At 66.3% G+C, this 20,982-nt stretch carries 25 protein-coding genes; 18 read left to right on the forward strand and 7 right to left on the reverse strand.

Annotated features, from left to right (window positions below):
* Nucleotides 1-52: 52 nt before the first annotated feature.
* The 4 genes from ACQR2C_RS02980 to ACQR2C_RS02995 all read left to right on the forward strand — a co-directional run bounded on the left by ACQR2C_RS02980 (nt 53) and on the right by ACQR2C_RS02995 (nt 4,758).
* Nucleotides 53-1,576, forward strand: coding sequence for a bifunctional 3-(3-hydroxy-phenyl)propionate/3-hydroxycinnamic acid hydroxylase (locus ACQR2C_RS02980; protein ID WP_434880390.1), 1,524 nt, complete (start codon nt 53-55; stop codon nt 1,574-1,576).
* Between the two features lie 31 nt (nt 1,577-1,607).
* Nucleotides 1,608-2,459 (forward strand): fumarylacetoacetate hydrolase family protein, encoded by an 852-nt coding sequence (locus ACQR2C_RS02985; protein ID WP_316236865.1) that lies wholly within the window; start codon nt 1,608-1,610, stop codon nt 2,457-2,459.
* A gap of 82 nt (nt 2,460-2,541) precedes the next feature.
* Entirely contained in the window at nt 2,542-3,747 is a 1,206-nt protein-coding gene (locus ACQR2C_RS02990; RefSeq protein ID WP_434880391.1) for an ABC transporter substrate-binding protein, read from the forward strand.
* Between the two features lie 18 nt (nt 3,748-3,765).
* Nucleotides 3,766-4,758 carry an NAD(P)H-quinone oxidoreductase gene (locus ACQR2C_RS02995; RefSeq protein ID WP_434880392.1) on the forward strand — a complete coding sequence of 331 codons (993 nt, stop codon included), beginning with the start codon at nt 3,766-3,768 and terminating at the stop codon, nt 4,756-4,758.
* Nucleotides 4,759-4,803: 45 nt separating this feature from the next.
* On the opposite strand, the gene ACQR2C_RS03000 is transcribed toward ACQR2C_RS02995, so the two are convergent.
* Nucleotides 4,804-5,352, reverse strand: a complete 549-nt coding sequence (locus ACQR2C_RS03000) for a DUF3617 domain-containing protein (RefSeq protein WP_316183201.1) — start codon at nt 5,350-5,352, stop codon at nt 4,804-4,806.
* Between the two features lie 84 nt (nt 5,353-5,436).
* Nucleotides 5,437-5,742, reverse strand: a complete 306-nt coding sequence (locus ACQR2C_RS03005) for a hypothetical protein (protein ID WP_316236974.1) — start codon at nt 5,740-5,742, stop codon at nt 5,437-5,439.
* A gap of 168 nt (nt 5,743-5,910) precedes the next feature.
* On the opposite strand from ACQR2C_RS03005, the gene ACQR2C_RS03010 reads away from it, so the two are divergent.
* From ACQR2C_RS03010 to ACQR2C_RS03025, 4 genes are all read left to right on the forward strand, one after another.
* Nucleotides 5,911-6,369, forward strand: coding sequence for a hypothetical protein (locus ACQR2C_RS03010; RefSeq protein ID WP_315801959.1), 459 nt, complete (start codon nt 5,911-5,913; stop codon nt 6,367-6,369).
* A 132-nt stretch (nt 6,370-6,501) separates the two neighbouring features.
* Nucleotides 6,502-7,206, forward strand: a complete 705-nt coding sequence (locus ACQR2C_RS03015) for a ribonuclease T2 family protein (protein ID WP_434880393.1) — start codon at nt 6,502-6,504, stop codon at nt 7,204-7,206.
* Between the two features lie 135 nt (nt 7,207-7,341).
* Nucleotides 7,342-8,202 carry a 23S rRNA (adenine(2030)-N(6))-methyltransferase RlmJ gene (locus tag ACQR2C_RS03020; protein ID WP_316183203.1) on the forward strand — a complete coding sequence of 287 codons (861 nt, stop codon included), beginning with the start codon at nt 7,342-7,344 and terminating at the stop codon, nt 8,200-8,202.
* Nucleotides 8,203-8,454: 252 nt separating this feature from the next.
* Nucleotides 8,455-8,670: a cold-shock protein gene (locus tag ACQR2C_RS03025; RefSeq protein ID WP_006612991.1), complete on the forward strand. Its 216-nt coding sequence runs from the start codon at nt 8,455-8,457 to the stop codon at nt 8,668-8,670.
* 248 nt (nt 8,671-8,918) lie between these two features.
* On the opposite strand, the gene ACQR2C_RS03030 is transcribed toward ACQR2C_RS03025, so the two are convergent.
* A complete protein-coding gene (locus tag ACQR2C_RS03030; RefSeq protein ID WP_434880394.1) occupies nt 8,919-9,554 on the reverse strand; it encodes an outer membrane protein in 636 nt (211 codons plus the stop codon).
* 243 nt (nt 9,555-9,797) lie between these two features.
* Between ACQR2C_RS03030 and uvrC the strand changes: the two genes are divergently transcribed.
* Together uvrC and ACQR2C_RS03040 are read left to right on the forward strand one after the other, a co-directional pair.
* Nucleotides 9,798-11,864 carry an excinuclease ABC subunit UvrC gene (uvrC, locus tag ACQR2C_RS03035; RefSeq protein ID WP_434880395.1) on the forward strand — a complete coding sequence of 689 codons (2,067 nt, stop codon included), beginning with the start codon at nt 9,798-9,800 and terminating at the stop codon, nt 11,862-11,864.
* Between the two features lie 44 nt (nt 11,865-11,908).
* Entirely contained in the window at nt 11,909-12,136 is a 228-nt protein-coding gene (locus ACQR2C_RS03040; protein WP_316183205.1) for a hypothetical protein, read from the forward strand.
* A 46-nt stretch (nt 12,137-12,182) separates the two neighbouring features.
* Here the strand turns inward: ACQR2C_RS03040 and ACQR2C_RS03045 are convergent, their stop codons facing one another.
* Genes ACQR2C_RS03045 through ACQR2C_RS03060 form a run of 4 tightly spaced genes read right to left on the reverse strand, consistent with a single transcriptional unit; the run spans nt 12,183 to nt 13,528 of the window.
* Nucleotides 12,183-12,602: a CopD family protein gene (locus ACQR2C_RS03045; RefSeq protein WP_316183206.1), complete on the reverse strand. Its 420-nt coding sequence runs from the start codon at nt 12,600-12,602 to the stop codon at nt 12,183-12,185.
* Entirely contained in the window at nt 12,599-12,931 is a 333-nt protein-coding gene (locus ACQR2C_RS03050) for a DUF3817 domain-containing protein (protein ID WP_315801954.1), read from the reverse strand. Before ACQR2C_RS03050 ends, ACQR2C_RS03045 begins: the two co-directional genes overlap by 4 nt.
* Nucleotides 12,928-13,191: a hypothetical protein gene (locus ACQR2C_RS03055; protein WP_315801953.1), complete on the reverse strand. Its 264-nt coding sequence runs from the start codon at nt 13,189-13,191 to the stop codon at nt 12,928-12,930. The genes ACQR2C_RS03050 and ACQR2C_RS03055 overlap by 4 nt, the downstream gene beginning before the upstream one ends.
* Nucleotides 13,184-13,528: an ArsR/SmtB family transcription factor gene (locus ACQR2C_RS03060; protein ID WP_434880396.1), complete on the reverse strand. Its 345-nt coding sequence runs from the start codon at nt 13,526-13,528 to the stop codon at nt 13,184-13,186. The genes ACQR2C_RS03055 and ACQR2C_RS03060 overlap by 8 nt, the downstream gene beginning before the upstream one ends.
* 161 nt (nt 13,529-13,689) lie before the next feature.
* On the opposite strand from ACQR2C_RS03060, the gene ACQR2C_RS03065 reads away from it, so the two are divergent.
* The 8 genes from ACQR2C_RS03065 (at nt 13,690) to ACQR2C_RS03100 (ending at nt 20,980) form a co-directional block, all read left to right on the forward strand.
* Complete coding sequence (locus tag ACQR2C_RS03065; protein ID WP_434880397.1) at nt 13,690-14,025, forward strand: GIY-YIG nuclease family protein; 336 nt, start codon at nt 13,690-13,692, stop codon at nt 14,023-14,025.
* A 254-nt stretch (nt 14,026-14,279) separates the two neighbouring features.
* A complete protein-coding gene (pgsA, locus tag ACQR2C_RS03070; RefSeq protein ID WP_434839406.1) occupies nt 14,280-14,921 on the forward strand; it encodes a CDP-diacylglycerol--glycerol-3-phosphate 3-phosphatidyltransferase in 642 nt (213 codons plus the stop codon).
* Nucleotides 14,918-15,169 carry a molybdopterin converting factor subunit 1 gene (gene moaD, locus ACQR2C_RS03075; protein ID WP_434880398.1) on the forward strand — a complete coding sequence of 84 codons (252 nt, stop codon included), beginning with the start codon at nt 14,918-14,920 and terminating at the stop codon, nt 15,167-15,169. The genes pgsA and moaD overlap by 4 nt, the downstream gene beginning before the upstream one ends.
* A 19-nt stretch (nt 15,170-15,188) precedes the next feature.
* On the forward strand, nt 15,189-15,653 hold the full coding sequence (locus tag ACQR2C_RS03080) for a molybdenum cofactor biosynthesis protein MoaE (protein ID WP_434880399.1): 465 nt from the start codon (nt 15,189-15,191) through the stop codon (nt 15,651-15,653).
* Nucleotides 15,653-16,618 (forward strand): 50S ribosomal protein L3 N(5)-glutamine methyltransferase, encoded by a 966-nt coding sequence (gene prmB, locus ACQR2C_RS03085; protein ID WP_434880400.1) that lies wholly within the window; start codon nt 15,653-15,655, stop codon nt 16,616-16,618. Before ACQR2C_RS03080 ends, prmB begins: the two co-directional genes overlap by 1 nt.
* A gap of 319 nt (nt 16,619-16,937) precedes the next feature.
* Nucleotides 16,938-18,281: an aspartate aminotransferase family protein gene (locus ACQR2C_RS03090; RefSeq protein ID WP_315801947.1), complete on the forward strand. Its 1,344-nt coding sequence runs from the start codon at nt 16,938-16,940 to the stop codon at nt 18,279-18,281.
* A gap of 226 nt (nt 18,282-18,507) precedes the next feature.
* On the forward strand, nt 18,508-19,068 hold the full coding sequence (locus tag ACQR2C_RS03095) for a phage holin family protein (RefSeq protein ID WP_315801946.1): 561 nt from the start codon (nt 18,508-18,510) through the stop codon (nt 19,066-19,068).
* 316 nt (nt 19,069-19,384) lie between these two features.
* On the forward strand, nt 19,385-20,980 hold the full coding sequence (locus ACQR2C_RS03100) for an EAL domain-containing protein (RefSeq protein WP_434880401.1): 1,596 nt from the start codon (nt 19,385-19,387) through the stop codon (nt 20,978-20,980).
* The last annotated feature ends 2 nt before the right edge of the window (nt 20,981-20,982 follow it).

Below are 20,982 nucleotides of genomic sequence, written 5' to 3' on the forward strand. Positions count from 1 at the left end.
AGTTCGTGACCGCGCCTTGAAGGTGCGAGGCGGTTGCGGAACAGATGCGACCATGAGCAACATGGCCGCACACTCCGGAAGCTTCGACGTCGTCATCGTCGGTCGCGGGCCCGTCGGCTCGACGCTCGCCAACCTGCTCGGCCTGTGCGGCATCCGCACCCTGGTCCTGGAGCGCGAAGCCAAGGCTTATCACTTGCCGCGCGCAGTGCATTTCGATGACGAATGCATGCGCGTGTTCCAGACCATCGGTCTCGCCGACGCCATCCTGCCCCACATCACTTTAAGTCCCGGGATGCGCTTCGTCGATGCGGAGGGACGGTTGCTGCTGGACTGGCCGCGCCCCAGCGAGCCGACAGCGATGGGCTGGAATCTGAGCTACCGCTTTCACCAGCCCGATCTCGAAGCCGTGCTCAACAATGGCCTGGAGCGCTGGCCTCATGTCGAGCTGCGCACGCGCTGCGATGTGTTCGCGCTGGAGCAGAACCAGGACGGCGCCCGCGTTCGCTATGAGGATCTCGCCACGGGCCAGCTGGTCGATATCTCCTGCGCCTATGTGGTCGGCTGCGACGGAGCACGCTCGCTCGTGCGGCGCTTCATCGGCTCGGCGCTGGACGATCTCGGCTTTCACGAGCGCTGGCTGGTCTGCGACGTGCTGCTCAGGCAAGAGCGGACCGATCTCGGCGATTTCAGCGTCCAGCACTGCAACAAGCAGCGTCCCGCGACCTACATTCGCGGCACCGGCAACCGCCGACGCTGGGAAATTGCGGTTCAGCCTGACGAAGACGCCGCCGAGATCACGCGGCCGGCGCGCGTGTGGGAGCTGCTCTCGCCCTGGCTCCGGCCCGCAGAGGCCGAGATCGAACGCGCCGCTGTCTACACCTTCCACTCAGCGGTGGCGCAGCAATGGCGTAGCGGACGGTTGCTGCTCGCAGGTGATTCCGCGCATCAGACCCCGCCGTTCCTTGGCCAAGGCATGTGTGCCGGCATTCGCGATGCAGCCAACCTCGCGTGGAAGCTGGCCCATGTGATCGCCGGCAAGGCAACGCCTGATCTTCTCGACACCTATCAAAGCGAGCGCGCGCCGCATGTACGCGAGTTCATCGAGCTCGCGATCCGGCTGGGCGGACTCATCAACACCAAGGCGGTCGAGTCGGCGCTCGCGACCGGCACGGCACAGGGCGACGGCCAGCTCAAGCTCGACGTGCAGAAGCCGCTGCTCGGCCCGGGCTTGGCCTGCGGCGATCGCAGCATGACCGGAAAGCTGGCGCCGCAATTCCGCAGCCGCGATCTCGGCCGCAGCGACGACCGCATCGGTTATCGCTTCGCGCTGTTGTGCCGGTCAGGACTCGGTGTCGCAGTGATCGAGCAGCATCATGCCCGCCTGACGGCCGCTGACGTCGCCGTCATCTGCGGCGAGGAAGCTGGCGGCCTCGACGGCTGGCTCGATCAGCACGGCTTCGACGCCGTGCTGATGCGCCCCGACCGCTACATCCTGGGCGCTGTCCGCACGGGCGAAGATCCCGCGGTGCTGTTGTCAGGCCTCGCCTTCCTCACACCGCTGCCGAACGCGGCCTGAGCGTTTTCGTTCCTTTTGAGAGGGTTCACGTATGAAGCTGGTTTCCTTTGTCATCGACGGTCGTGCCGGCTACGGCGTAGTGAAAGGCGACGGCGTCGTCGACCTCGGCCGGCGGCTGTCGTCGAAGAGCCTGCGCGCGCTGCTTGAGGCCCATGCGCTCGGCGACGCCGCCGCGCTGCTCGCCTCCGAACCGGCCGACTATCCGCTCGACGCGATCGCCTTTGCGCCCGTCATTCCCGATCCCGGCAAGATCATCTGCGTCGGCCTGAACTATCGCGACCACGTCGCCGAGACCGGGCGAACCGTCACCGAGAAGCCGGCGCTGTTCGCGCGCTTTCCGACCAGCCAGGTGGGACATCTGCAACCGATCGTTCGCCCTGCTGTCTCCGATCATTTCGACTACGAGGGCGAGCTCGCGCTCGTGATCGGGAAAGCCGGCCGGCATGTCCGGCGCGAGGACGCGCTCACGCACATCGCCGGCTATTCCTGCTACAATGAAGGCAGCATCCGCGACTGGCAGCGCCATACGTCGCAATTCCTGTCGGGCAAGACCTTCGACCAGTCCGGCGCGTTCGGCCCCTGGCTCGTCACCGCCGACGAAATTCCCGACCCGTCCAGGCTGACGCTGCAGACCCGCCTCAATGGCGAGACCGTGCAGCGGACCACCACGGACCTGCTCATCACCGACGTGCCTGATCTGATCGTCTATTGCTCGGAGATCATGACCTTGCTGCCGGGCGACGTGATCGTCACCGGCACGCCGGGAGGCGTCGGCTTCAAGCGCACCCCGCCACTGTTCATGAAGCCCGGCGATACGGTCGAGGTCGAGATCTCGGGCATCGGCGTCCTGCGCAATCCCGTGGCCGCCGAACCGGCGGCCTGACGTCTCCGCCTCGCGGAACCGCGCGGCGCACCAATCAAACACGACATAACAAACAAAGTCGTTGAATCCGGGGAGGATCATCATGTCGCGACGTCTCACAGCGGGCATCGCCGCGCTGTTGCTGCTTGCAGGCTCATCCGCGCAGGCGGACATCAAAGGGAAAGCCATCCGGATTGGCGTGCTCACCGACATGACCGGCATCTTTGCGACCGCGATGGGGCCCGGCTCGGTGGAAGCGGCACGGATGGCCGCAGAGGAATTCGGCGGCAACATCAACGGCAGGCCGATCGAGATCCTTCAGGCGGACCACCAGAACAAGCCGGATATCGCGGTCGCGATCGCCCGGCGCTGGTTCGAACAGGACGGCGTGCAGGCGATCGCGGACGGCGGCAGCTCCGGCGCGGCGCTCGGCGTCCAGGAGCTGGTGCGCAGCAACGGCAGGATCTTCCTGATCTCGGGGGCCGGCGCCAACCAGCTCACCGACGAGGCGTGCGCGCCGACCTCGGTGCAATGGACGCACGACGCCTATTCGACCGCCACCGCCGTCGTCTCGGGCATCATGCAGACCAGCAAGGAGCCGTGGTTCTTCATCACCGGCGACTATGCGTTCGGCCATTCGGTCGAGGCGACCGCGCGCGCCCGCATCGCCGAGCTCGGCGGCACGGTCGCCGGCAGCGTCAAGGCGCAGCTCGGCACGCCGGATTACGGCTCGTTCCTGTTGCAGGCCCAGGCCTCCGGCGCCAAGATCCTGGCGCTCAACGTCGCCGGCGACAATGCCACCGCCATCAAGCAGGCCGAGGAATTCGGGCTTGCGGCCCAGGGGATGAAGATCGTGCCGATGTCGTTCCAGAACGTCGACATCGAAGCCATCGGCCTCAAGGCGACGCAGGGCGATCTCATCGTCACCAGCTTCTTCGAGGACGCCTCCCCCGCCGCGCGCCGCTTCTCCGACGCGTTCTACGCGCGCCGCAAGGCGATGCCGTCACAGATCCAGGCCGGAGTCTACTCGGCCGTGCGGCACTTTCTGCAGGCGGTGAAGGATGCGGACAGCGACGACGGCGCAACGGTGATGGCGAAGATGAAATCCACACCGGTCTCGGACGCCTATGCGGACCACGGTCAGATCCGCGACGACCAGCGCATGGTGCACGACCTGTACCTCGTCCAGGTCAAGACTCCCGCCGAATCGAAGGGCCCCTGGGACTTCGTCAAGCTGGTGACGAAGATCGCCCCCGATCAGGCGTTTCGTCCGCTCGACCGCAGCAAGTGCGGCCTGGTCGGCAAGTGAGCACATGAGCGACCACACATGATTCCGGACGATCAGCGCGCCGTCATCATCACCGCCGCGGGCGGCCCGGAGGTCCTGTCAGAGCGACAGGACTGGCCGGTCCCGCGGCTCGGCCCCGACGACGTCCTGATCGAGGTCGCCGCCGCCGGCATCAACCGTCACGACTGCAACCAGCGCGCTGCCGGGCCGTCGCGGGAGCCCAATCCCATACCGGGATTGGAAGCCTCGGGGCGCATCGTGGCCTGCGGCGCCGACGTTTCCCCGGAACGGCTGGGTCAAGCGGTGATGGCGCTGACCGACGGCGGCTCATACGCGCAATACGTCGCCACCGATCAGCATCTTGCGCTGGACCTGCCGAGCAGCCTTGACTGGATCCAAGGCGCCGCCCTACCCGAGGCGCTGTTCACGACCTGGTTCAACTTCTTCGAGCTGATGCGCATGGCGCCCGGCGAGACCGCCCTGATTCACGGCGGCAGCAGCGGCGTCGGCACGATCGCGATCCAGCTGCTGCGCGCGCTGGGGCATCCCGTCATTGCCACCGCCGGCACCGCGGAGAAGCGCGCCCTGGCACTCGGGCTCGGCTGCAGCGCCGTGTTCGACTATGCCGATCCCGATCTCGCCGAGCAGATCCGCGCGGCGACGGGGACGCGCGGGGTCGACTGCATCCTCGACACCTCCGCCGGCGCCCACATCGCGCAGGACCTTGCGGCGCTCGCCATGGGTGGACGGATCGCCCAGCTCTCGGCTGGACAGGGCAAGGAGCTGGCGGTGCCGCTGCGCAGCCTGATGGCGCGCCGGGCCAGCATCACCGGCGCGTTCCTGCGGTCGACGTCGCTCGATCTCAAGCGGCGCATCGCGACCGAACTGCGGCAGCGGATCTGGCCTCTTCTCGGAACGGCCATTCGGCCGCACATCGACAGCACCTATCGCCTGTCCGAGGCGGCCGATGCGCATGCCCGCATGGAGACGGGCCGGCATATCGGGAAGATCGTGCTTTGCGTCCGCGAATGAGCGACGATCCACTCGCTGCGCCCATCACGCGCAACGAGCGCCCGCCTACTGCTTCACGCCCGGGATCAGGGCCTTCAGCTTGGCCATGTCCTTGACGTTCATCTTCATGCCGCCGGGCATCACGATGTCCCCGGGCTTCTGGTCGGGCTTGCAGGCGCCGAGCCATCTGGCCTCGATCGTCATCGCGGTGTCCTTCACCCCGGTGCCGGCGGCACCGCCCGTGACTCGCGACATCGTCTTCACCGTATAGGCCGAGTTGAAATCGCCCGTGATGTCGGCATGCGACGTCGTATTGATGCCGCCGAAATTGCAGACCGAATCGGAGACGTAGCCGGTCGCGGTTTTCTGGATATCCTGCTTGGAGCAGACCTGCTGCGCCATCGGAGAGGCGAAGTTGTTCATCTCCTTGTCGGTGGCCGCGTCGGTGCAGTGCTGAATCGTCGCCTCCGGCAGCTGACCGCCGGATCTGATCATCTTCAGCTCCCACAGGCCGGCCTTGCGCACCGGCAGGTCGACGGCCCGAGCCTCATGGCTCGCGGTCACGCCCAGGAGGCAGCAGGCCAACAGCCCGATTGCGATGCGTGTGCAGGTCATGTGCCCCCGTTCCGGCTCGTTGATCGATGCCAGAGCGAATGCCGCCAAAAGATGGCAATTAGGAGAACGGCAGTTGATGGAAGGTCAGTAGAGCGTCCGCAGCGGCCGCTGCGCCGAGCCGTACGGTACCCAGCGGCAGGAGAACGAGACGTAGCCGCCGTAGCGCGCATCGACGGCGCCGAACTTCGCGACCTTGCCGTAGGAGGCGCAGTGGTCGACCGCGAGCTGGCGCGCATCCGTGGTCTGGGCCAGCTGATAGGCGATGATGCCGCCGGTGTCATTGCCCTTGAAGGGCGGCACCACGTCGGCCTGGGCGGACGCGGCAACCAGAACCATCCCAGCGGCCACGAGGCCTGCAGTCTTCACGAATCCGGCCATCAGCGTCCGCATTGCATTCTCCTCGATCTGGCCTGCCATTCTAAAGGTCCCGTGCGGTCAAGAAAAGAACACCGGCCCCGGGTTAACAGGACTAATCGTGGAGTGTTGCCGCGTTGCACTTGACCTCCTGTGGCCACCGCGGCACGGTCCACGCTCCCGGATCAGCCTTGCGGACGGCCCATGCGCGACTTCAGCTCAGCTTTCAAGACGTTCGGTGCCGCATGCGGCGCGCTGCTCGCGGTCGCGACCGCGCCGGCCCAGGCGGCCAACCCGCTCGAGATGAACTTCTGGCTGTCCGGCCCGAAATATGACGGCCGGGTCGCGCCTTGCGAGGCGGCCATTCCGACCATCGTCTCGCGATTCCAGGACAAGGAGAGCACCTTCTGGAATTCCTCGCTGACGATCACCGGCGTCGCCAATGTCCACGAGATCGCCTTCCGGCCCTGGCAGTCCGACAACATCCCGCGCCGCTTCTGCACCGGCAGCGTGATGATCAGCGACGGCAAAGCGCGCACCGTCAACTTCTCGATCATCGAGGATGGCGGCTTCGCCGGCTATGACCAGGGCGTCGAGTTCTGCGTCGTCGGCCTCGATCGCAACTGGGCCTTCAATCCGGCCTGCCGCGCCGCCAAGCCCTGATTCGCCTTTCCCGGCGCATCGCCCGCTCGCGCGAGCGGCCGGCTGACCAATGGCTGCCTCGGGGCAGCCATTTTTGTTCTTGAAATGTTCCCGCGCGCTGGTAGGCTCCTGGCATTGTCCGGGGAGTATGCCATGTTCGATTGCCTGCGCCGACCTGCCGTCCTGTTGTCCAGAACGATCGCCTGCTTTGCCCTCTTGCTCGGTGTGCTCGCGGCTGGCTCCGCCGCGGCGCAGGACCGGCGCCAGAATGCGCCGGGCGCGTTCGACTTCTACGTTCTCTCGCTGTCGTGGTCGCCCTCGTACTGTGCCGAGGCGGAGGAGCGCGGCGGCCGCGGCAGCCGGTCCCAACAGTGCACCGGCCGGCCCTACTCGTTCGTCGTGCACGGGCTGTGGCCGCAATACGAGAACGGCTACCCCGAATATTGCGAGCAGCCGGCGCCGCGCCTGCCGCGCAACATCATGACCTCGATGCTCGACCTGATGCCGGCGCCGGGCCTGATCTACAACGAGTGGGACAAGCACGGCACCTGCGCCGGCGTGTCGGCGAAGGCCTACTTCGAAGCCATCCGCAAGGCGCGGGCCGCCATCAAGATCCCGCCGGAATTTCTCGATCTCGCGGAAGCCAAGACAGTGACGCCGGCGGCGGTTGAGGAAGCCTTCATCAAGGCCAACCCCAAGCTCACGACATCGGGCATTGCCGTCACCTGCAATCGCACCCGGCTGAGCGAGGTCCGGATCTGCCTGTCGAAGGACCTCGAGTTTCGCAATTGCGACGAGATCGACCGGCAGGCCTGCCGGCGCGACGAGGTCAACATGCCGCCGGTCCGCGGCGGCTAGCGACGGCGAATCGGGCGACCGCAGCGCGTCGGCCTGCGGCCCTGTTGCGGCGGCGCTGATCCGCGGCTCTCCGAAAGGGCATGCGGCGCATCGACGGGGTACCCTTTTGACACGGAACGGCGTAACCCGGACGGCATGAACTACCGACACGCCTTTCACGCCGGCGGCTTCGCCGACGTCATCAAGCACATCGTGCTGACGCGCATCCTGGTCTACCTCCAGGAGAAGCCCGCTGCGTTCCGGGTGATCGACACCCATGCCGGCGCTGGCCTGTACGATCTCACCGGCGACGAGGCCACCCGCAGCGGCGAGTTCCTCACCGGCATTGCCCGCCTGCTGCAGGCGCGGCTGTCGGATCAGGTCTATGCGCTGGTCCAGCCCTATCTGGATATCGTCCGATCGTTCAATCCGACGGCCGAGCTCGTCGCCTATCCCGGCTCGCCGCTGATCGCGCGCGCGCTGCTGCGGCCGCAGGACCGCATGACCCTGTGCGAGCTGGCGCCGATCCCCCGCAAGCAGCTGATCGATCAGTTGCGCCGCGACACCCAGGCCCGCGTCGTCGATCTCGACGGCTGGGTCGCCCTGCCCGCCTTCGTGCCGCCGAACGAGCGCCGGGGCGTGGTGCTGATCGATCCGGCGTTCGAGGCGAAGGATGAGTTCGAGCGGCTCGCCGACCGCTTTGCCGCGGCCTTCGCGAAATGGACCACTGGTATCTACGTGCTGTGGTACCCCGCCAAGAGCCGGCGCGCCACCGAAGAGCTGAGCGATCGCATCGCGGCGCTCGCGGCCGCGGCCAAGCCACCCGGCAAGGTGCTGCGGGTCGAGTTCAGTGTTGCACCGCAGATCGAAGGCGAGGCGCTGACCTCGACCGGACTGCTGATCGTCAACCCGCCCTGGACATTGCATGACGAGCTGAAGCTCATCCTGCAGGAACTGCAGAAGCCGCTCGGCCAGGGCGGCGCGGCGCGCTTCCGAATCGAATTCCCCAAAGCTTGAAACGGCTACTGGTCGAAAAGCCGTAGTCAATCGGCGCGGAACCGTATTATTGTGTCCGATTGTAAGACTGGCTTTACGTTCCGCTTCCGCGAATGGTTGCGGCGGGGTGATCAAGGCCTAACAAGATCCGGCGATCCGGCGCGGCGAGCGCTGGGCGTTAAGGTGGCCAACGCTTTCCGATCAAAGTGATGTCCGGTCGGACGCTGCGCAGGGCGCGCAGTGGAGGAAGCATTGCGGGGGAGGAGTTTCCCGATGGCCATGACTGGGACGGTCAAGTTCTTCAACGGTGAACGCGGCTACGGCTTCATCAAGCCGGACGACGGTGGACGCGACGTGTTCGTGCACATCACGGCGGTGGAGCGCGCGGGCCTGAAGGACCTGACCGAAGGACAGCGGATCAGCTTCGAGGTCGAGCCGGACAAGAAGGGCAAGGGCCCGAAAGCGGTGAACCTGGTGCTATCGTCTTAGGACGAGCCCGCCTGGCGGTCGTTCACGCGCCGGCGTGATTGCAACCGGACGCGCCTCGACGCCAACTCTTCGTTGGTTTGGAAGCTGTCGGCAGCGCCTGTGTGCGTGCACAGCATTGCCGGCTCGTACGTGCAGGCCGCGCGCGATGATGCACGATTGCACGGAGCGCTCCGACAAAAAAATCCCGGCCGCGCGAGCGGCCGGGAGGTTGTCGTTGGACGTTTCTTCTTCCTATTCCCTCGTTGCCATCAGAAGTGGAAGTTGATGCCTGCGCGCACAATTCCAAACCGATAGTCGTTCTTCGCCCCCGTGATCACGAAATTGCTGCTGTCGAGATCGACGTAGAGATACTCGATCTTGGCGGTCCAGTTCTGCGCCAGGCCGAACTCGGTGCCGGCGCCGAGCGTCCAGCCCACCGTGGTGTGCGATTCCGAAAGACCGAAGGTCTCGGCGCGCAGGCCGCCAAAGGCGAGGCCGCCGGTGCCGTAGAACAGGATGTTGTTGAAGGCGTAGCCGGCGCGGCCGCGCAAGGTGCCGAACCACGGGTTGGAGAACTTCCACGGCGCGAAGGTGTCGTTGGCGCCGGTCAGGTTGATGTCGCCCTCGGCGCCGAACACCCACGGGCCGTTCTGCCAATTGTAGCCCGCGGTCAGGCCGCCGCTGAGACCGGACGGCTTGGTCGGGTTGTTGCCGACGGTGCCCCACTCATAGCCCAGCGTGCCGCCGAGATAGGGGCCGGCCCAGCTGTAGGCGTTGAGGGGCTGGTTGACGGTGTAGGGCGCGCCGCGCCCGTAGCCGAGGTCCGCCGCCTGCGCCGAGACCGATCCGAGAGCCGCCGCGCCCAAGCCCGCCGCGGCGGCAGCACCGACCAAGAACCTGTTCATCGCTCACTCCACGCCACTCGCCGTCACCCGCCGGAGCATGCGCCGCGCGACTGTGCTGCGCGGGCCGGCGTGGTTACGGAACTCTCGCTTCTTTCGTGAGCATTTATCGAGAGTTTTAGGTTAAGCCGTTGTTAAGCCGGGTTACCCGGCCATTAACGTGCTTAACGGAGCGTTACCGCCCTGCCCTGTGCATGGCGCGATCGCAAGCTGGCGAGACGGCGCGGCAGCGCTTAATTTGCGGACATGACCACCCACAGCTCCGATCCACCCAAGGCGCCGACGCCCCCGAGCCGGCGTGGCGCCACGGCCGACCTGCCGCCCGAGGCCATCGACACGCCCGATCTCGACCCCGCCGCCTCGGCTGCAGACGAGGACGATGACGGCCGGCTGCCGGAGCTGGCCGAGGAGAGCCTGGAGGCCGTCGGCGAGGGCCCGCTCGCGATCGGCCACGCGGCGATCGAGAACGCGGTGCGGCTGGCGCCGACCTCGCCCGGCGTCTACCGCATGCTCAACGCGGCCCACGACGTGCTCTATGTCGGCAAGGCCAAGAACGTCAAAAAGCGCCTGTCGTCCTATGCGCGTGCCAACGCGCCGCTGCCGGCGCGCATCCTGCGCATGATCGCAGCCACCGTGACCGTCGAGATCGTCTCCACCACCACGGAGACCGAGGCGCTGCTGCTCGAAGCGAACCTCATCAAGCAGCTCAAGCCGCGCTTCAACGTGCAGCTGCGCGATGACAAATCGTTCCCTTACATCCTCATCACCGGCGACCATTGGGCGCCGCAAATCCTCAAGCACCGCGGCGCGCAGTCGCGTCCGGGGCGCTATTTCGGTCCGTTCGCCTCGGCCGGTGCCGTCAACCGCACCATCACGGCGCTGCAGCGCGCCTTCCTGATCCGCTCCTGCACCGATTCGTTCTTCGAGAGCCGTACCCGCCCCTGCCTGTTGCACCAGATCCGCCGCTGCGCCGGTCCCTGCACCCAGGAGATCGATTTCCCCGGCTATACCGAGCTGGTGCGCGAGGCGACCGACTTCCTGTCCGGCCGCAGCCAGGCGGTGAAGGCGCTGCTGGCGAGCGAGATGGAGAAGGCGTCGAGCGAGCTCGAATTCGAGACCGCGGCCGTCTATCGCGACCGTCTCGCCGCACTGTCGGCGATCTCCTCCCAGCAGGGCATCAACCCGCGCACGGTCGAGGAAGCCGATGTGTTCGCCATCCACCAGGAGGGCGGCTATTCCTGCGTCGAGGTGTTCTTCTTCCGCACCGGCCAGAACTGGGGCAACCGCGCCTACTTCCCGCGGGCCGAGAAGACGTTCACACAAGAGGAGGTGCTGTCCGCCTTCCTGTCGCAGTTCTACGATGACAAGCCGCCGCCGAAGCTGATTCTGCTGTCGCACGAGATCGAGGAGGCCGAGCTGCTCGCCGAGGCGCTGTGCGTCAAGGCCGGCCACAAGGTCGAGGTGTCCTGCCCGAAGCGCGGCGAGAAGAAGGACCTGGTCACTCACGCGCTGACCAATGCGCGCGAGGCGCTGGGCCGCAAGCTCGCCGACACCGCGACGCAGAGCCGGCTGCTGGATGCGATGACGACGACGCTCGGCCTGCCGCAGGTGCCCCGGCGCATCGAGGTCTACGACAACAGCCACATCCAGGGCACCAATGCGGTCGGCGCGATGATCGTCGCCGGCCCCGACGGCTTCATGAAGAACCAGTACCGCAAGTTCAACATCAGGTCGGAAGGGCTGACGCCCGGCGACGACTACGCGATGATGAAGGAGGTGCTGCAGCGCCGCTTCAAGCGGCTGGTGTCACCGTCGGAGAAGGATGTCGCCCGTGCGGCCAAGGAGGACGACGTGCCGCAATGGCCCGATCTCGTCATCATCGATGGCGGCCGCGGCCAGCTCAACGCCGTCCGCGAGATCTTCACCGAGCTCGGCGTCACCAATGTCGCGCTGATGTCGGTTGCCAAGGGGCCGGACCGCGACGCCGGACGCGAGACGCTGTTCATCCCGGAGCGCGAGGCGATCAAGCTCGAGCCGCGCGACCCCGTGCTGTACTTCATCCAGCGCCTGCGTGACGAGGCGCACCGCTTCGTCATCGGCTCGCACCGCAAGCTGCGAAAGAAGGACATCCGCGAGGCCGGCCTGCAGGAGATCCCGGGCATCGGCCCGTCGCGCAAGCGCGCGCTGCTGCACCACTTCGGCACGCTCAAGGAGATCGAGCGCGCCTCGATCGCCGACCTCGGCAAGGTGCCGGGGGTTTCGGCGGAAAGCGCACGGAAGATCTTTGAGTATTTTCACAGCAACGCGAGCTAGTTAATCGCGCCGTCAGACGTTCTTTGTGTAGATGGGGAGGCTTCATGGCGAAGCGAACGAAGCTGCCTACGATCGTAATGGGCCGCTCCATGTGGGGCGGCCCATCGATGGATGATGACTCCAAGGTCACGTTTGAACTTGAGGCCGAAACGGGCGAGATCTTCGAGGCCAGCTTCTCGCTGCGCGGCATCCTAAGCACTGTTGTGATGGCCCACAGCTGGCCGCCTCTGAAGGACGAGCTCGCGCAGATCGAGCCGCCCATCAAGGTTTAACCTCGTGCTACAGGGGCCGACGACATCGTCGCTGTTCCTGTGGAGCTCAGAACGGCTTGACGACCACGAGCACGGCGATCGCAGCAGCGCTGCCGACGATCAGCGGCGGCGCATGAGAGAACCAGCGCGGCGCCGGCGACTCGGACCGTGCAAGCCGTCGCAGCGTTCCCGCGAGCACGCCGTGCAGCGCGGACAGCGCGACCACGATGCCGAGCTTGATCGTCAGCCAAAGCGAGCCGAACCATTGGCCCTGCATGGCGAGTGCGAGGCCCGCGCCCCACACGACGAGCATGGCCGGCGTCGTGACACGCCGGTCCCAGCGGCTGACGATCTCGACCATGGTGGCGGCACCAGCCGCTTCTGCCTTGGTCGCAGCCGCCGCGATGGTGATCGCTGCGGCCAGCAACCCGCCGCTCCAGCACAGTACGGCGGCGACGTGCAGCGCCTTGAGCCACTCGACCATCATGGCGCCGCCAGCAGCATCTCGCGTCGCGCCAGGACGCGGGCATTGACGAAGCCGCCGAACGGCACGAACGCAGCCATTGTCATCCGGACGATCTCCGTTCTCGACCAGCCGCCGCCGGCTGCGAGCTGGATGAGCATCCAGATGTAGCCCATGAAAGCGAGGCCGTGGACAGGACCCATGATCCTGGTGGCGACGGCGAAGCCGGCAAAGTGCTTCAGCGGCACCGCCACCAGCACCAGCAGCAGCAATGTGCTGCCTTCGACGAGCGAGACTGCGCGCATCCGCTTCAACAGCGACAGCTCCTCGGCCTGATGTTGAGTGGTCATCATTCGACCTCCTTCAGCACCTTCTCGACCTGGGTGAGCCGCAGCTCGATCTGCCCCAGACTGCCCTTGAGGGCGGCGAGCAGCTCTGCACTCGTCTCCTGCGCTCGAACGGCTCGCTCGGTCAGCGCGCGGAAGCCCTCCTCCGTCGCGACCTGCCGTCCGGCCTGCCGGACCGCCGCAAAATACTTCATCGCAAACACCAGGATGATGGTGACAAGGACGAGGATCGTGACGAGCAGGAAGATGGCGGCTTTGTCAGCCATGTTGGTCTCCTTCCGGTTTGATGGAGGATGGAACGACGGACAGCCTCTCCGCTGCTTTGGCGATCGAGGACGGCGTCAGGGCGATCTCGAAGGGAGCAACCTCGAAGTAGTTCAGCGCCTTGCCGTCGGCGGAGAGCTCCAACCGGCTGGTGACCAGCCCCGCCTCTTCGAGCTTGCGCAAATGAAGGTGCAGCAATGGCCGGCTGATGCCGAGCTCGCGGGCCAACTGGCTGACATAGGTGCGCCCCCGGGCCTGCAAAGCAGCCACCACCCGCAACCGATGCGGATTGGCCAACGCTGCCAGCCTGTCCAGCAGTTGATCGCCTTCAGTGGGCATACGTCGCGGCTCTCCACCTGTAAGGATATTATTACAGGTGAGGTCCGCCCCGTCAACTTTATGATACACCTGTCAGGAAAAAATTTCGATTTCCATATATTTACCCGGACAAAAATAAGCTCTACATGAGCTGAGCCCACCTCACTTTGGAGCGACACCTCATGACCCCCGATCAGCGCAAGGCGGCGGTCGCCGCCTACAAGGAGCGCAAGAGCCCTGCCGGCATCTTTGCCGTCACCTGCGCCGCCACCGGCGCGCGCTGGATCGGCTATGCGCCGGACCTCGACAAGATCCAGAACCGTCTGTGGTTCACCCTGCGCCAGGGCGGCCATCGCCGCGGCGGGCTGCAGGCGGCCTGGGCCGCCCATGGCGAAGGGTCGTTCAGCCTGGAGGTGATCGAGACCTTCGACGACGAAACGCTGGCCTATGTACGCGATCGCGTGTTCGCGGAACGGCAGGCGCATTGGTGCGCGGTTCATGGGGCCGAGGCGATCTGATCACCGGCGGCATTCGCGCCGCTGTCATTGCACCGCAATAAGAGCGATCGGCGCGCCCACCGCGGCACGCCGATCTCCACACTGGCGCGACCGCGTGCGGTTGCTTAAGGAAGCGTTACCGCTCTTTGTATCGGAGCGGGAGAGTTCCTATCTCCGCAAGACTTCGTTGCGAACAGCGTCATATCTGCGTCATCCTGCCGAAGCGGCTCGGCTCGGAGGTTGACGTCCGAACGGCGGCAGTATTGGTACACCGGATGAATATTGCGACCACACGCGTGCCCAGCAAGACGTCGACGTCCCTGCCGAACATCCTGACCTATACGCGCATCGCCGCGATACCGGTCGTGGTCGGCTGCATCTACGCGCAGTCGGTCTGGATGTATCCTTTGTGGCTCCGCTGGGTCGCCGTCGCGGTGTTCATTGCGGCTGGGATCACCGACTATCTCGACGGTCATTTCGCACGGATCTGGAACCAGCAATCGGCATTCGGCCGTATGCTCGACCCGATCGCGGACAAGCTTCTGGTCGCCTCCTGCCTGCTGATGCTGGCCGCCGACAGCACCATCCAGAACTGGTCGCTGTGGGCGGCCATTGTGATCCTGTGCCGCGAGATCCTGGTGTCGGGCCTGCGCGAATATCTCGCCGCGCTGCGCGTCTCGGTGCCGGTGACCAAGGTCGCCAAATGGAAGACCACGATGCAGCTGGTGGCGATCGGCTTCCTGCTTGCAGGCGAGGCCGGCGATGCGGCGGTCGCCCAGATCTCGACGTCCGTGGGTCCGATCGTGAGCGGGATCGGAATCTGGCTGCTCGGCTTGTCGGCGGTCTTCACCATCTACACCGGCTACGACTATTTCCGCGCCGGCATCCACCACCTCATCGAGGCAGACTCGCGATGAAGGTGAAGTATTTCGCCTGGGTGCGCGAGCGCGTCGGCAAGGCCGAGGAGACGATCGATCCGCCGGCGGACGTGCGCACGGTCAGCGAGCTGATCGCCTGGCTCACCACGCGCGGCGAGGGCTACGCCTATGCGTTCGAGAAGCCGAAGGTGATCCGCACCGCGATCGACCAGACCCATGTGCAGCCGGATACGGCCATCGCCGGCGCCCGCGAGATCGCGTTCTTCCCGCCGATGACCGGCGGCTGACGCAACGGAAGATCCGTCCATGACCGCGATCGTCACCGTCCGCGTGCAGCACGAGGATTTCGACACCGCCGCCGAGATCGCAGCCCTCAGCCATGGCCGCACCGACATCGGCGCCGTCGTCAGCTTCTCCGGCCTGTGCCGCGGCAACGACCATGACACGCCGATCACCGCGCTGACGCTCGAGCATTACCCGGGCATGGCGGAGGCCGAGATCATGCGGCACGCCGAGCAGGCGATGGCGCGCTGGCCGCTGCAGGGCCTGACCGTGATCCACCGCTTCGGCCGGATACGGCCGGGCGAGAACATCGTGCTGGTGGTGACCGCCTCCAGCCACCGTCAGGCGGCGTTCGAGGCGGCTGAGTTCCTGATGGATTATCTCAAGACCAACGCGCCGTTCTGGAAGCGCGAGGAAACCAATGATGGCGGCAGCTGGGTCGAGGCCAAGAGCCACGACGATGCCGCCGCGGCGCGCTGGAAGTCGTGATGGCGAAGAAGGTCAAGACGGCAGCGCCGCGCAAGGCGGCGGCGCCGAAGCTGCCGAAGGTCAATGCGGGCGAGCTGGTCAGCCTGCTCGACTATCTGCGCTACGCGGTGAGCTGCTTCCAGGACGCCGGTCTGGTGTTTGCGCACGGCACCACCGATCCGGTGTCGGAGGCCGCCTTCCTGATCGGCGAGGCGCTGCATCTGCGCCCCGATCAGTTCGAGAGCTTCGTCACGGCCCGGGTCACCGCGGCCGAAGGCAAGATGATCCTCGACCTGATCACGGCCCGAATCACCACGCGAAAGCCGGCGGCCTATCTGGTCAACAAGGTCTACATGCGCGGCCTGCCGTTCTACGTCGACGAGCGCGTCATCGTGCCGCGCTCGTTCATCGGCGAGCTGCTGGAGACGCATTTCGGCGGCGCCGAGGCCGATGGCACCTCGCTGATCGATGATCCGCTGGCCGTGGACAGCGTGCTGGACCTCTGCACCGGCTCTGGCTGTCTGGCGATCCTGGCCAGCCGCCACTTCCCCAATGCGGTGATCGACGCCGTCGACATCTCCAAGGACGCGCTCGCGGTCGCCACGAAGAACGTCGCCGACTACGACCTCGGCGAGCGCATCTCGCTGCACCGCGGTGACCTGTTCGCACCGCTCAGCCAGCGCCGCTACGATTTGATCATCACCAACCCGCCCTATGTCGACGCCGAGGGCATGGCCGGCCTGCCCCGGGAATGCCGCGCCGAGCCGGCGCTGGCCTTCGACGGCGGCACCGACGGGCTCGACATCATCCATCGCATTCTCAGCCAGGCCCGCGACCATCTGACTGCGGAGGGCGGATTGTTGTGCGAGGTCGGGCGCGACCGTCCGCAGATCGAGGCGGCCTATCCCGACCTGCCGCTGCTCTGGCTCGACACCGAGGACTCCGAGGGCGAGGTGTTCTGGATCACCGCGCGCGATCTCGTGTGATGAGACGCGGCTGCCCCAGGGCACAGCGCCCGGTTGGCGCGAATTGACGCAGCGACTTCCAATATCCGGCACAATCTGCTGCCGCTGTGCAGAAACCGCTCACCAGGGCAGCAGGGAACGCTGGACCTTTGACGTTTCCGTCGGCTCGCGAAACTGATAGCTTGGCGCCGGCCCGGATCATCGGCTGACCACGTCGGCGCGCGCATTCAGGCCCATCAGCACGATCCGTTTCGGCAAGCTGTCCTGGCACCGGTTCGCCACCTTTCCGGATCATGCTGCCGCCGTCGCACAACCTGCCTTGAACGTCCGAGAGGTCCCCATGCTGGACAAGAGCCCCCGCCCCGCCGTCACCGTTCCGAATGATCTTGCCGCGCATTGGATGCCGTTCACCGCGAACCGCGCCTTCAAGAAGAACCCGCGCCTGCTCGCCGGTGCCAAGGACATGCACTACATCACCGTCGATGGCCGCAAGATCATCGACGCCGCCGCCGGCATGTGGTGCTGCAACGCCGGCCACGGCCGCAGCCAGATCGCCGAGGCGATCGGCCAGCAGGCCGCGGCGCTCGACTACGCACCGCCGTTCCAATTCGGCATTCCCCAGGCGTTCGAGCTGGCCAACCGCATCGCCGATCTCGCGCCCGCCGGCCTCGACCACGTGTTCTTCTGCAACTCCGGCTCGGAGGCGGCCGACACCGCGCTGAAGATGGCGCTCGCCTATCACCAGATCAACGGCCAGGGCAGCCGCACCCGCCTGATCGGCCGCGTCCGCGGCTATCACGGCGTTGGCTTCGGCGGCACTTCGGTCGGCGGCATCGTCAACAACCGCAAGCTGTTCGGCACCCTGCTGACCGGCGTCGACCACATCCCCGCGACCTATGACCGCGAGAAGCAGGCCTTTACCAAGGGCGAGCCGGAATACGGCGCGCACTTCGCCGATGAGCTGGAAAACCTCGTCAACCTGCACGGCGCCAACACCATCGCCGCCGTCATCGTCGAGCCGATGGCCGGCTCGACCGGCGTGATCCCGGCACCGAAGGGCTACCTCAAGCGGCTGCGCGAGATCACCCAGAAGCACGGCATCCTGCTGATCTTCGACGAGGTCATCACCGGCTTCGGCCGCCTCGGCTACGCCTTCGCCGCCGAGCGCTACGGCGTGACGCCTGACCTTCTGACCTTCGCCAAGGGCGTCACCAATGGCGCGGCCCCGATGGGCGGCGTGCTGGTGCGCGACACCATCCACGACGCCTTCATGAGCGGCCCCGAGCACATGGTGGAGTTCACCCACGGCTACACCTACTCGGCGCATCCGATCGCCTGCGCCGCCGGCCTCGCCACGCTCGACATCTACCGCGACGACAAGCTGTTCGAGCACGCCCGCGCCATAGAGCCGAAATTCGCCGACGCCGTGATGTCGCTGAAGGGCCTGCCCAACGTGCTCGACATCCGCACCGTGGGTCTCACCGCCGGCATCGACCTCGCGCCGCTACCCGACGCGGCTGGCAAGCGCGGCTACTCCGCGATGGAGACCGCCTTCCACAACAACGACCTGATGCTGCGCATCGCCGGTGACACGCTGGCGCTGACCCCGCCGCTGATCATCAGCGAGGATCAGGTCGGCGAGATCATCGAGAAGGTCGGCAAGGTCATCAAGGCCGTGGCGTAAGCCATTCGGCGACCAATCGGCCATGATCGGCCAGGAGCAGAATTGGCGGCCCGCGTGGCCGCCATTTTTGTTTCTACGATCCCCAAGAACGGTCATTGCGGCTTTCCACATGTCGCATGCCGGCCGACAATAGCCTCGCGCGTGCGCAGGGAACCTTCGCAAATCCTCCACGTTCATGTCGCGAGCCGGCGGTTCGCGCGCGGCGATGGATCATCGGAGGACGCGCATGCTTGCACCGCCAGGAGAGCTGCTGCGATTGGGGCTCGAGCAGAGACTCAACCGCGTCAGGCGCGCCACCCAGGCCTACATGCGCGATCGCGCCCGGCAGGCCACCGGAACGGTGACGTCCTACGCCGTCGCCGCCGGGCTGTTCGCCACCGCGGGCATCTTCCTGATCGCCGCCTGCATCGTCGGATTGACCGCGCTGTTCCGCTGGGTGGAAATGACCTACGGCCTGTTCACCGCATTCGCTGTGGTCGGCGGCATCCTGGTCGCGCTGGCGGTGATCTGCGCGATCATCGCGGCGGTGAAGTTGCGCAGTCCGACGCCGCACTATCCTTCACTCTCCAGCCGGCTGCGCGTGGCGATCGCAGCGCCCGTGGCCCGGGAACCCGACGCGGACGAGATCGATCCCGACACCATCCCCCTGGCACCGTCATCGACCTCCACGAATCACGGGAGCGGAGCTGCGGGTGCACTCGGCCGGGTCAACGTGCCCGTCGGTGTCGCCGTTGCGGCACTGCTGCTCGGCGTGGCCGCCCTGCGCCGGCGTCACCGCAGCGCGTAAGCCTGCCCCGACAGCGACAGGCGCGGTTCGACGGACATCGAAGAATCACCGGCTCGGTTGAGTTGATCAGCAACACCCGTTGATCAGCTCATGGCATCGCGCGCATGTCTCAATGTGTCTGGAGTCCGCGTGGCGCTTTCCCCGGTGTTCTACGGGTCGGCGACACTACGATGACACTCCGCTTTCCCCGGTGAACTTGCGTAAATGACACGCAGACGGGAAATCATCGGCCTCTCCCGGTATTTGAATCCCGCCGACTATCCTCGCGAATCAACAGAAGTGCTAAGGTTGCATTCGGTTGGGAGCGTCGCGCAGCATGATCCGTATCTCCACGATTTTCATTGCCATTTGTATGGTTCTGGTCGCAGCCTCGCTCGGCCTGATCCTGTATTCGGTGGCCGGCATCAGTGGCTCGGAATCCGCGATCGTCGCGCTCGCCGCACTGACGTTCCTGATTCTCTACAACGCCGTGTCGATGCGGCTGCGCGACCGCACCGATATCGGCAGCCAGATCGCCGATCTGTCGCGCGGCACCGCCGACCTCGCGCGCCAGGTCGCCGAGTTCGGCCGACGCCTGTCGGCGGTCGAGGGACGCATCGTGTCGTCGAGTTCGGTCAGCGCCGATCGCCTGCAGGGCGTGATCGGCGAGATCAACGAGCTCGGCGGACTGATGAAGCAGCTCGCCGTCACCGTGGCCCAGCATGAAGACCTGATCGCGGCGATCCCGCCGGCACCACCGCCGGGAGCTGCTGCCGGCATGGTTCGCGAGGCCGATCATCCGCTCCCGGCGGCCGCTTCCTCCAGCGGCGCGCGCGAGATGACCGCGCTGCCGCCGAGCGACATCGAGCAGAGGATGCCCGAGACCCCCGGGACGTTCAGCGCGGCATCGGGTGCCGCCCCCCTGCCGCCCAAACCGCAGGCCCCGGCGGTCACTGCCGTACCAGCAGCCTCCAAGATCACGACGCCGGCTCCGTCGACGCCGGTTGCCCCCGCCGTGCCGCGCAGCCAGCCGCAGATCCTCGCCGCGGTCAAAGGCGCGATCGAGGACAACCGCCTCGACATCTACCTGCAGCCGCTGGTGACGCTGCCGCAGCGCAAGGTGCGCTTCTACGAGGCGGTGACGAGGCTTCGCGACGAGCGCGACCAGGTGGTCGCGGCCGAGGACTTCATCGGCATCGCGGAAGCCGCCGGCCTGGTCGGGCGCATCGACCACATGGTTCTGCTTCGCTGCGTCCAGGTGCTGCGCCGCCTGATGGTTCGCAACAAGGACGTCGGCATCTTCTGCAACATCTCCGCGGCGACCCTCAGCAGCCCCGCCAACTTTTCACAATGCCTCGATTTCCTCGAAGCGAATCGCGCCCTGGCGCCGTCCTTCGTGCTCGAATTCAAGCAGTCGACCTTGCGCAGCCTCGGCCCGACCGGGGCCGAGCATCTCGCGGCCCTGGCCCAGCGCGGCTACCGCTTCTCGATCGACCATGTCACCGACCTCCGGTTCGAGCCGCGCGAGCTTGCCGATCGCGGTGTCCGCTTCATCAAGGTCCCGGCCGCGCTGCTGCTCGACCCCAAGCAGAGCTCGGCCTCCGACATTCACCCGACCGATCTCTCCGATCTGCTGGGCCGTTTCGGCATCGACCTGATCGCCGAGCGGATCGAAGGCGAGAACAGCGTCGTCGACCTGCTCGACTACGACGTCCGCTTCGGCCAGGGCTTCCTGTTCGCGCCGCCCCGCCCATTGCGACCCGAGGGCGCATCTGCTACCGGCGAGGCCGCCGCCGGCCCATCGGGCGGGCAGGATATCAAGATTCAGGACCCCAATGCCGCCGGCACCACCTCTCTGGACGCGTCACAGACCAATGCTCCGACGCGCAGCGGCAATGCCGCCCTCGCCCGCCGTGCCGCCGGGACCCTCTGAAA

The sequence above is a fragment of the Bradyrhizobium sp. HKCCYLRH3061 genome, from assembly GCF_051168015.1.
Classification (GTDB): Bacteria; Pseudomonadota; Alphaproteobacteria; order Rhizobiales; family Xanthobacteraceae; genus Bradyrhizobium.

Bases quoted from the DNA above. Each gene is read 5' to 3' on its own strand.
- ACQR2C_RS02980 (WP_434880390.1), top strand. From the start codon at position 53: ATGAGCAACATGGCCGCACACTCCGGAAGCTTCGACGTCGTCATCGTC.
- ACQR2C_RS02985 (WP_316236865.1), top strand. From the start codon at position 1,608: ATGAAGCTGGTTTCCTTTGTCATCGACGGTCGTGCCGGCTACGGCGTA.
- ACQR2C_RS02990 (WP_434880391.1), top strand. From the start codon at position 2,542: ATGTCGCGACGTCTCACAGCGGGCATCGCCGCGCTGTTGCTGCTTGCA.
- ACQR2C_RS02995 (WP_434880392.1), top strand. From the start codon at position 3,766: ATGATTCCGGACGATCAGCGCGCCGTCATCATCACCGCCGCGGGCGGC.
- ACQR2C_RS03000 (WP_316183201.1), bottom strand. From the start codon at position 5,352: ATGACCTGCACACGCATCGCAATCGGGCTGTTGGCCTGCTGCCTCCTG.
- ACQR2C_RS03005 (WP_316236974.1), bottom strand. From the start codon at position 5,742: ATGCGGACGCTGATGGCCGGATTCGTGAAGACTGCAGGCCTCGTGGCC.
- ACQR2C_RS03010 (WP_315801959.1), top strand. From the start codon at position 5,911: ATGCGCGACTTCAGCTCAGCTTTCAAGACGTTCGGTGCCGCATGCGGC.
- ACQR2C_RS03015 (WP_434880393.1), top strand. From the start codon at position 6,502: ATGTTCGATTGCCTGCGCCGACCTGCCGTCCTGTTGTCCAGAACGATC.
- ACQR2C_RS03020 (WP_316183203.1), top strand. From the start codon at position 7,342: ATGAACTACCGACACGCCTTTCACGCCGGCGGCTTCGCCGACGTCATC.
- ACQR2C_RS03025 (WP_006612991.1), top strand. From the start codon at position 8,455: ATGGCCATGACTGGGACGGTCAAGTTCTTCAACGGTGAACGCGGCTAC.
- ACQR2C_RS03030 (WP_434880394.1), bottom strand. From the start codon at position 9,554: ATGAACAGGTTCTTGGTCGGTGCTGCCGCCGCGGCGGGCTTGGGCGCG.
- uvrC (WP_434880395.1), top strand. From the start codon at position 9,798: ATGACCACCCACAGCTCCGATCCACCCAAGGCGCCGACGCCCCCGAGC.
- ACQR2C_RS03040 (WP_316183205.1), top strand. From the start codon at position 11,909: ATGGCGAAGCGAACGAAGCTGCCTACGATCGTAATGGGCCGCTCCATG.
- ACQR2C_RS03045 (WP_316183206.1), bottom strand. From the start codon at position 12,602: ATGATGGTCGAGTGGCTCAAGGCGCTGCACGTCGCCGCCGTACTGTGC.
- ACQR2C_RS03050 (WP_315801954.1), bottom strand. From the start codon at position 12,931: ATGATGACCACTCAACATCAGGCCGAGGAGCTGTCGCTGTTGAAGCGG.
- ACQR2C_RS03055 (WP_315801953.1), bottom strand. From the start codon at position 13,191: ATGGCTGACAAAGCCGCCATCTTCCTGCTCGTCACGATCCTCGTCCTT.
- ACQR2C_RS03060 (WP_434880396.1), bottom strand. From the start codon at position 13,528: ATGCCCACTGAAGGCGATCAACTGCTGGACAGGCTGGCAGCGTTGGCC.
- ACQR2C_RS03065 (WP_434880397.1), top strand. From the start codon at position 13,690: ATGACCCCCGATCAGCGCAAGGCGGCGGTCGCCGCCTACAAGGAGCGC.
- pgsA (WP_434839406.1), top strand. From the start codon at position 14,280: ATGAATATTGCGACCACACGCGTGCCCAGCAAGACGTCGACGTCCCTG.
- moaD (WP_434880398.1), top strand. From the start codon at position 14,918: ATGAAGGTGAAGTATTTCGCCTGGGTGCGCGAGCGCGTCGGCAAGGCC.
- ACQR2C_RS03080 (WP_434880399.1), top strand. From the start codon at position 15,189: ATGACCGCGATCGTCACCGTCCGCGTGCAGCACGAGGATTTCGACACC.
- prmB (WP_434880400.1), top strand. From the start codon at position 15,653: ATGGCGAAGAAGGTCAAGACGGCAGCGCCGCGCAAGGCGGCGGCGCCG.
- ACQR2C_RS03090 (WP_315801947.1), top strand. From the start codon at position 16,938: ATGCTGGACAAGAGCCCCCGCCCCGCCGTCACCGTTCCGAATGATCTT.
- ACQR2C_RS03095 (WP_315801946.1), top strand. From the start codon at position 18,508: ATGCTTGCACCGCCAGGAGAGCTGCTGCGATTGGGGCTCGAGCAGAGA.
- ACQR2C_RS03100 (WP_434880401.1), top strand. From the start codon at position 19,385: ATGATCCGTATCTCCACGATTTTCATTGCCATTTGTATGGTTCTGGTC.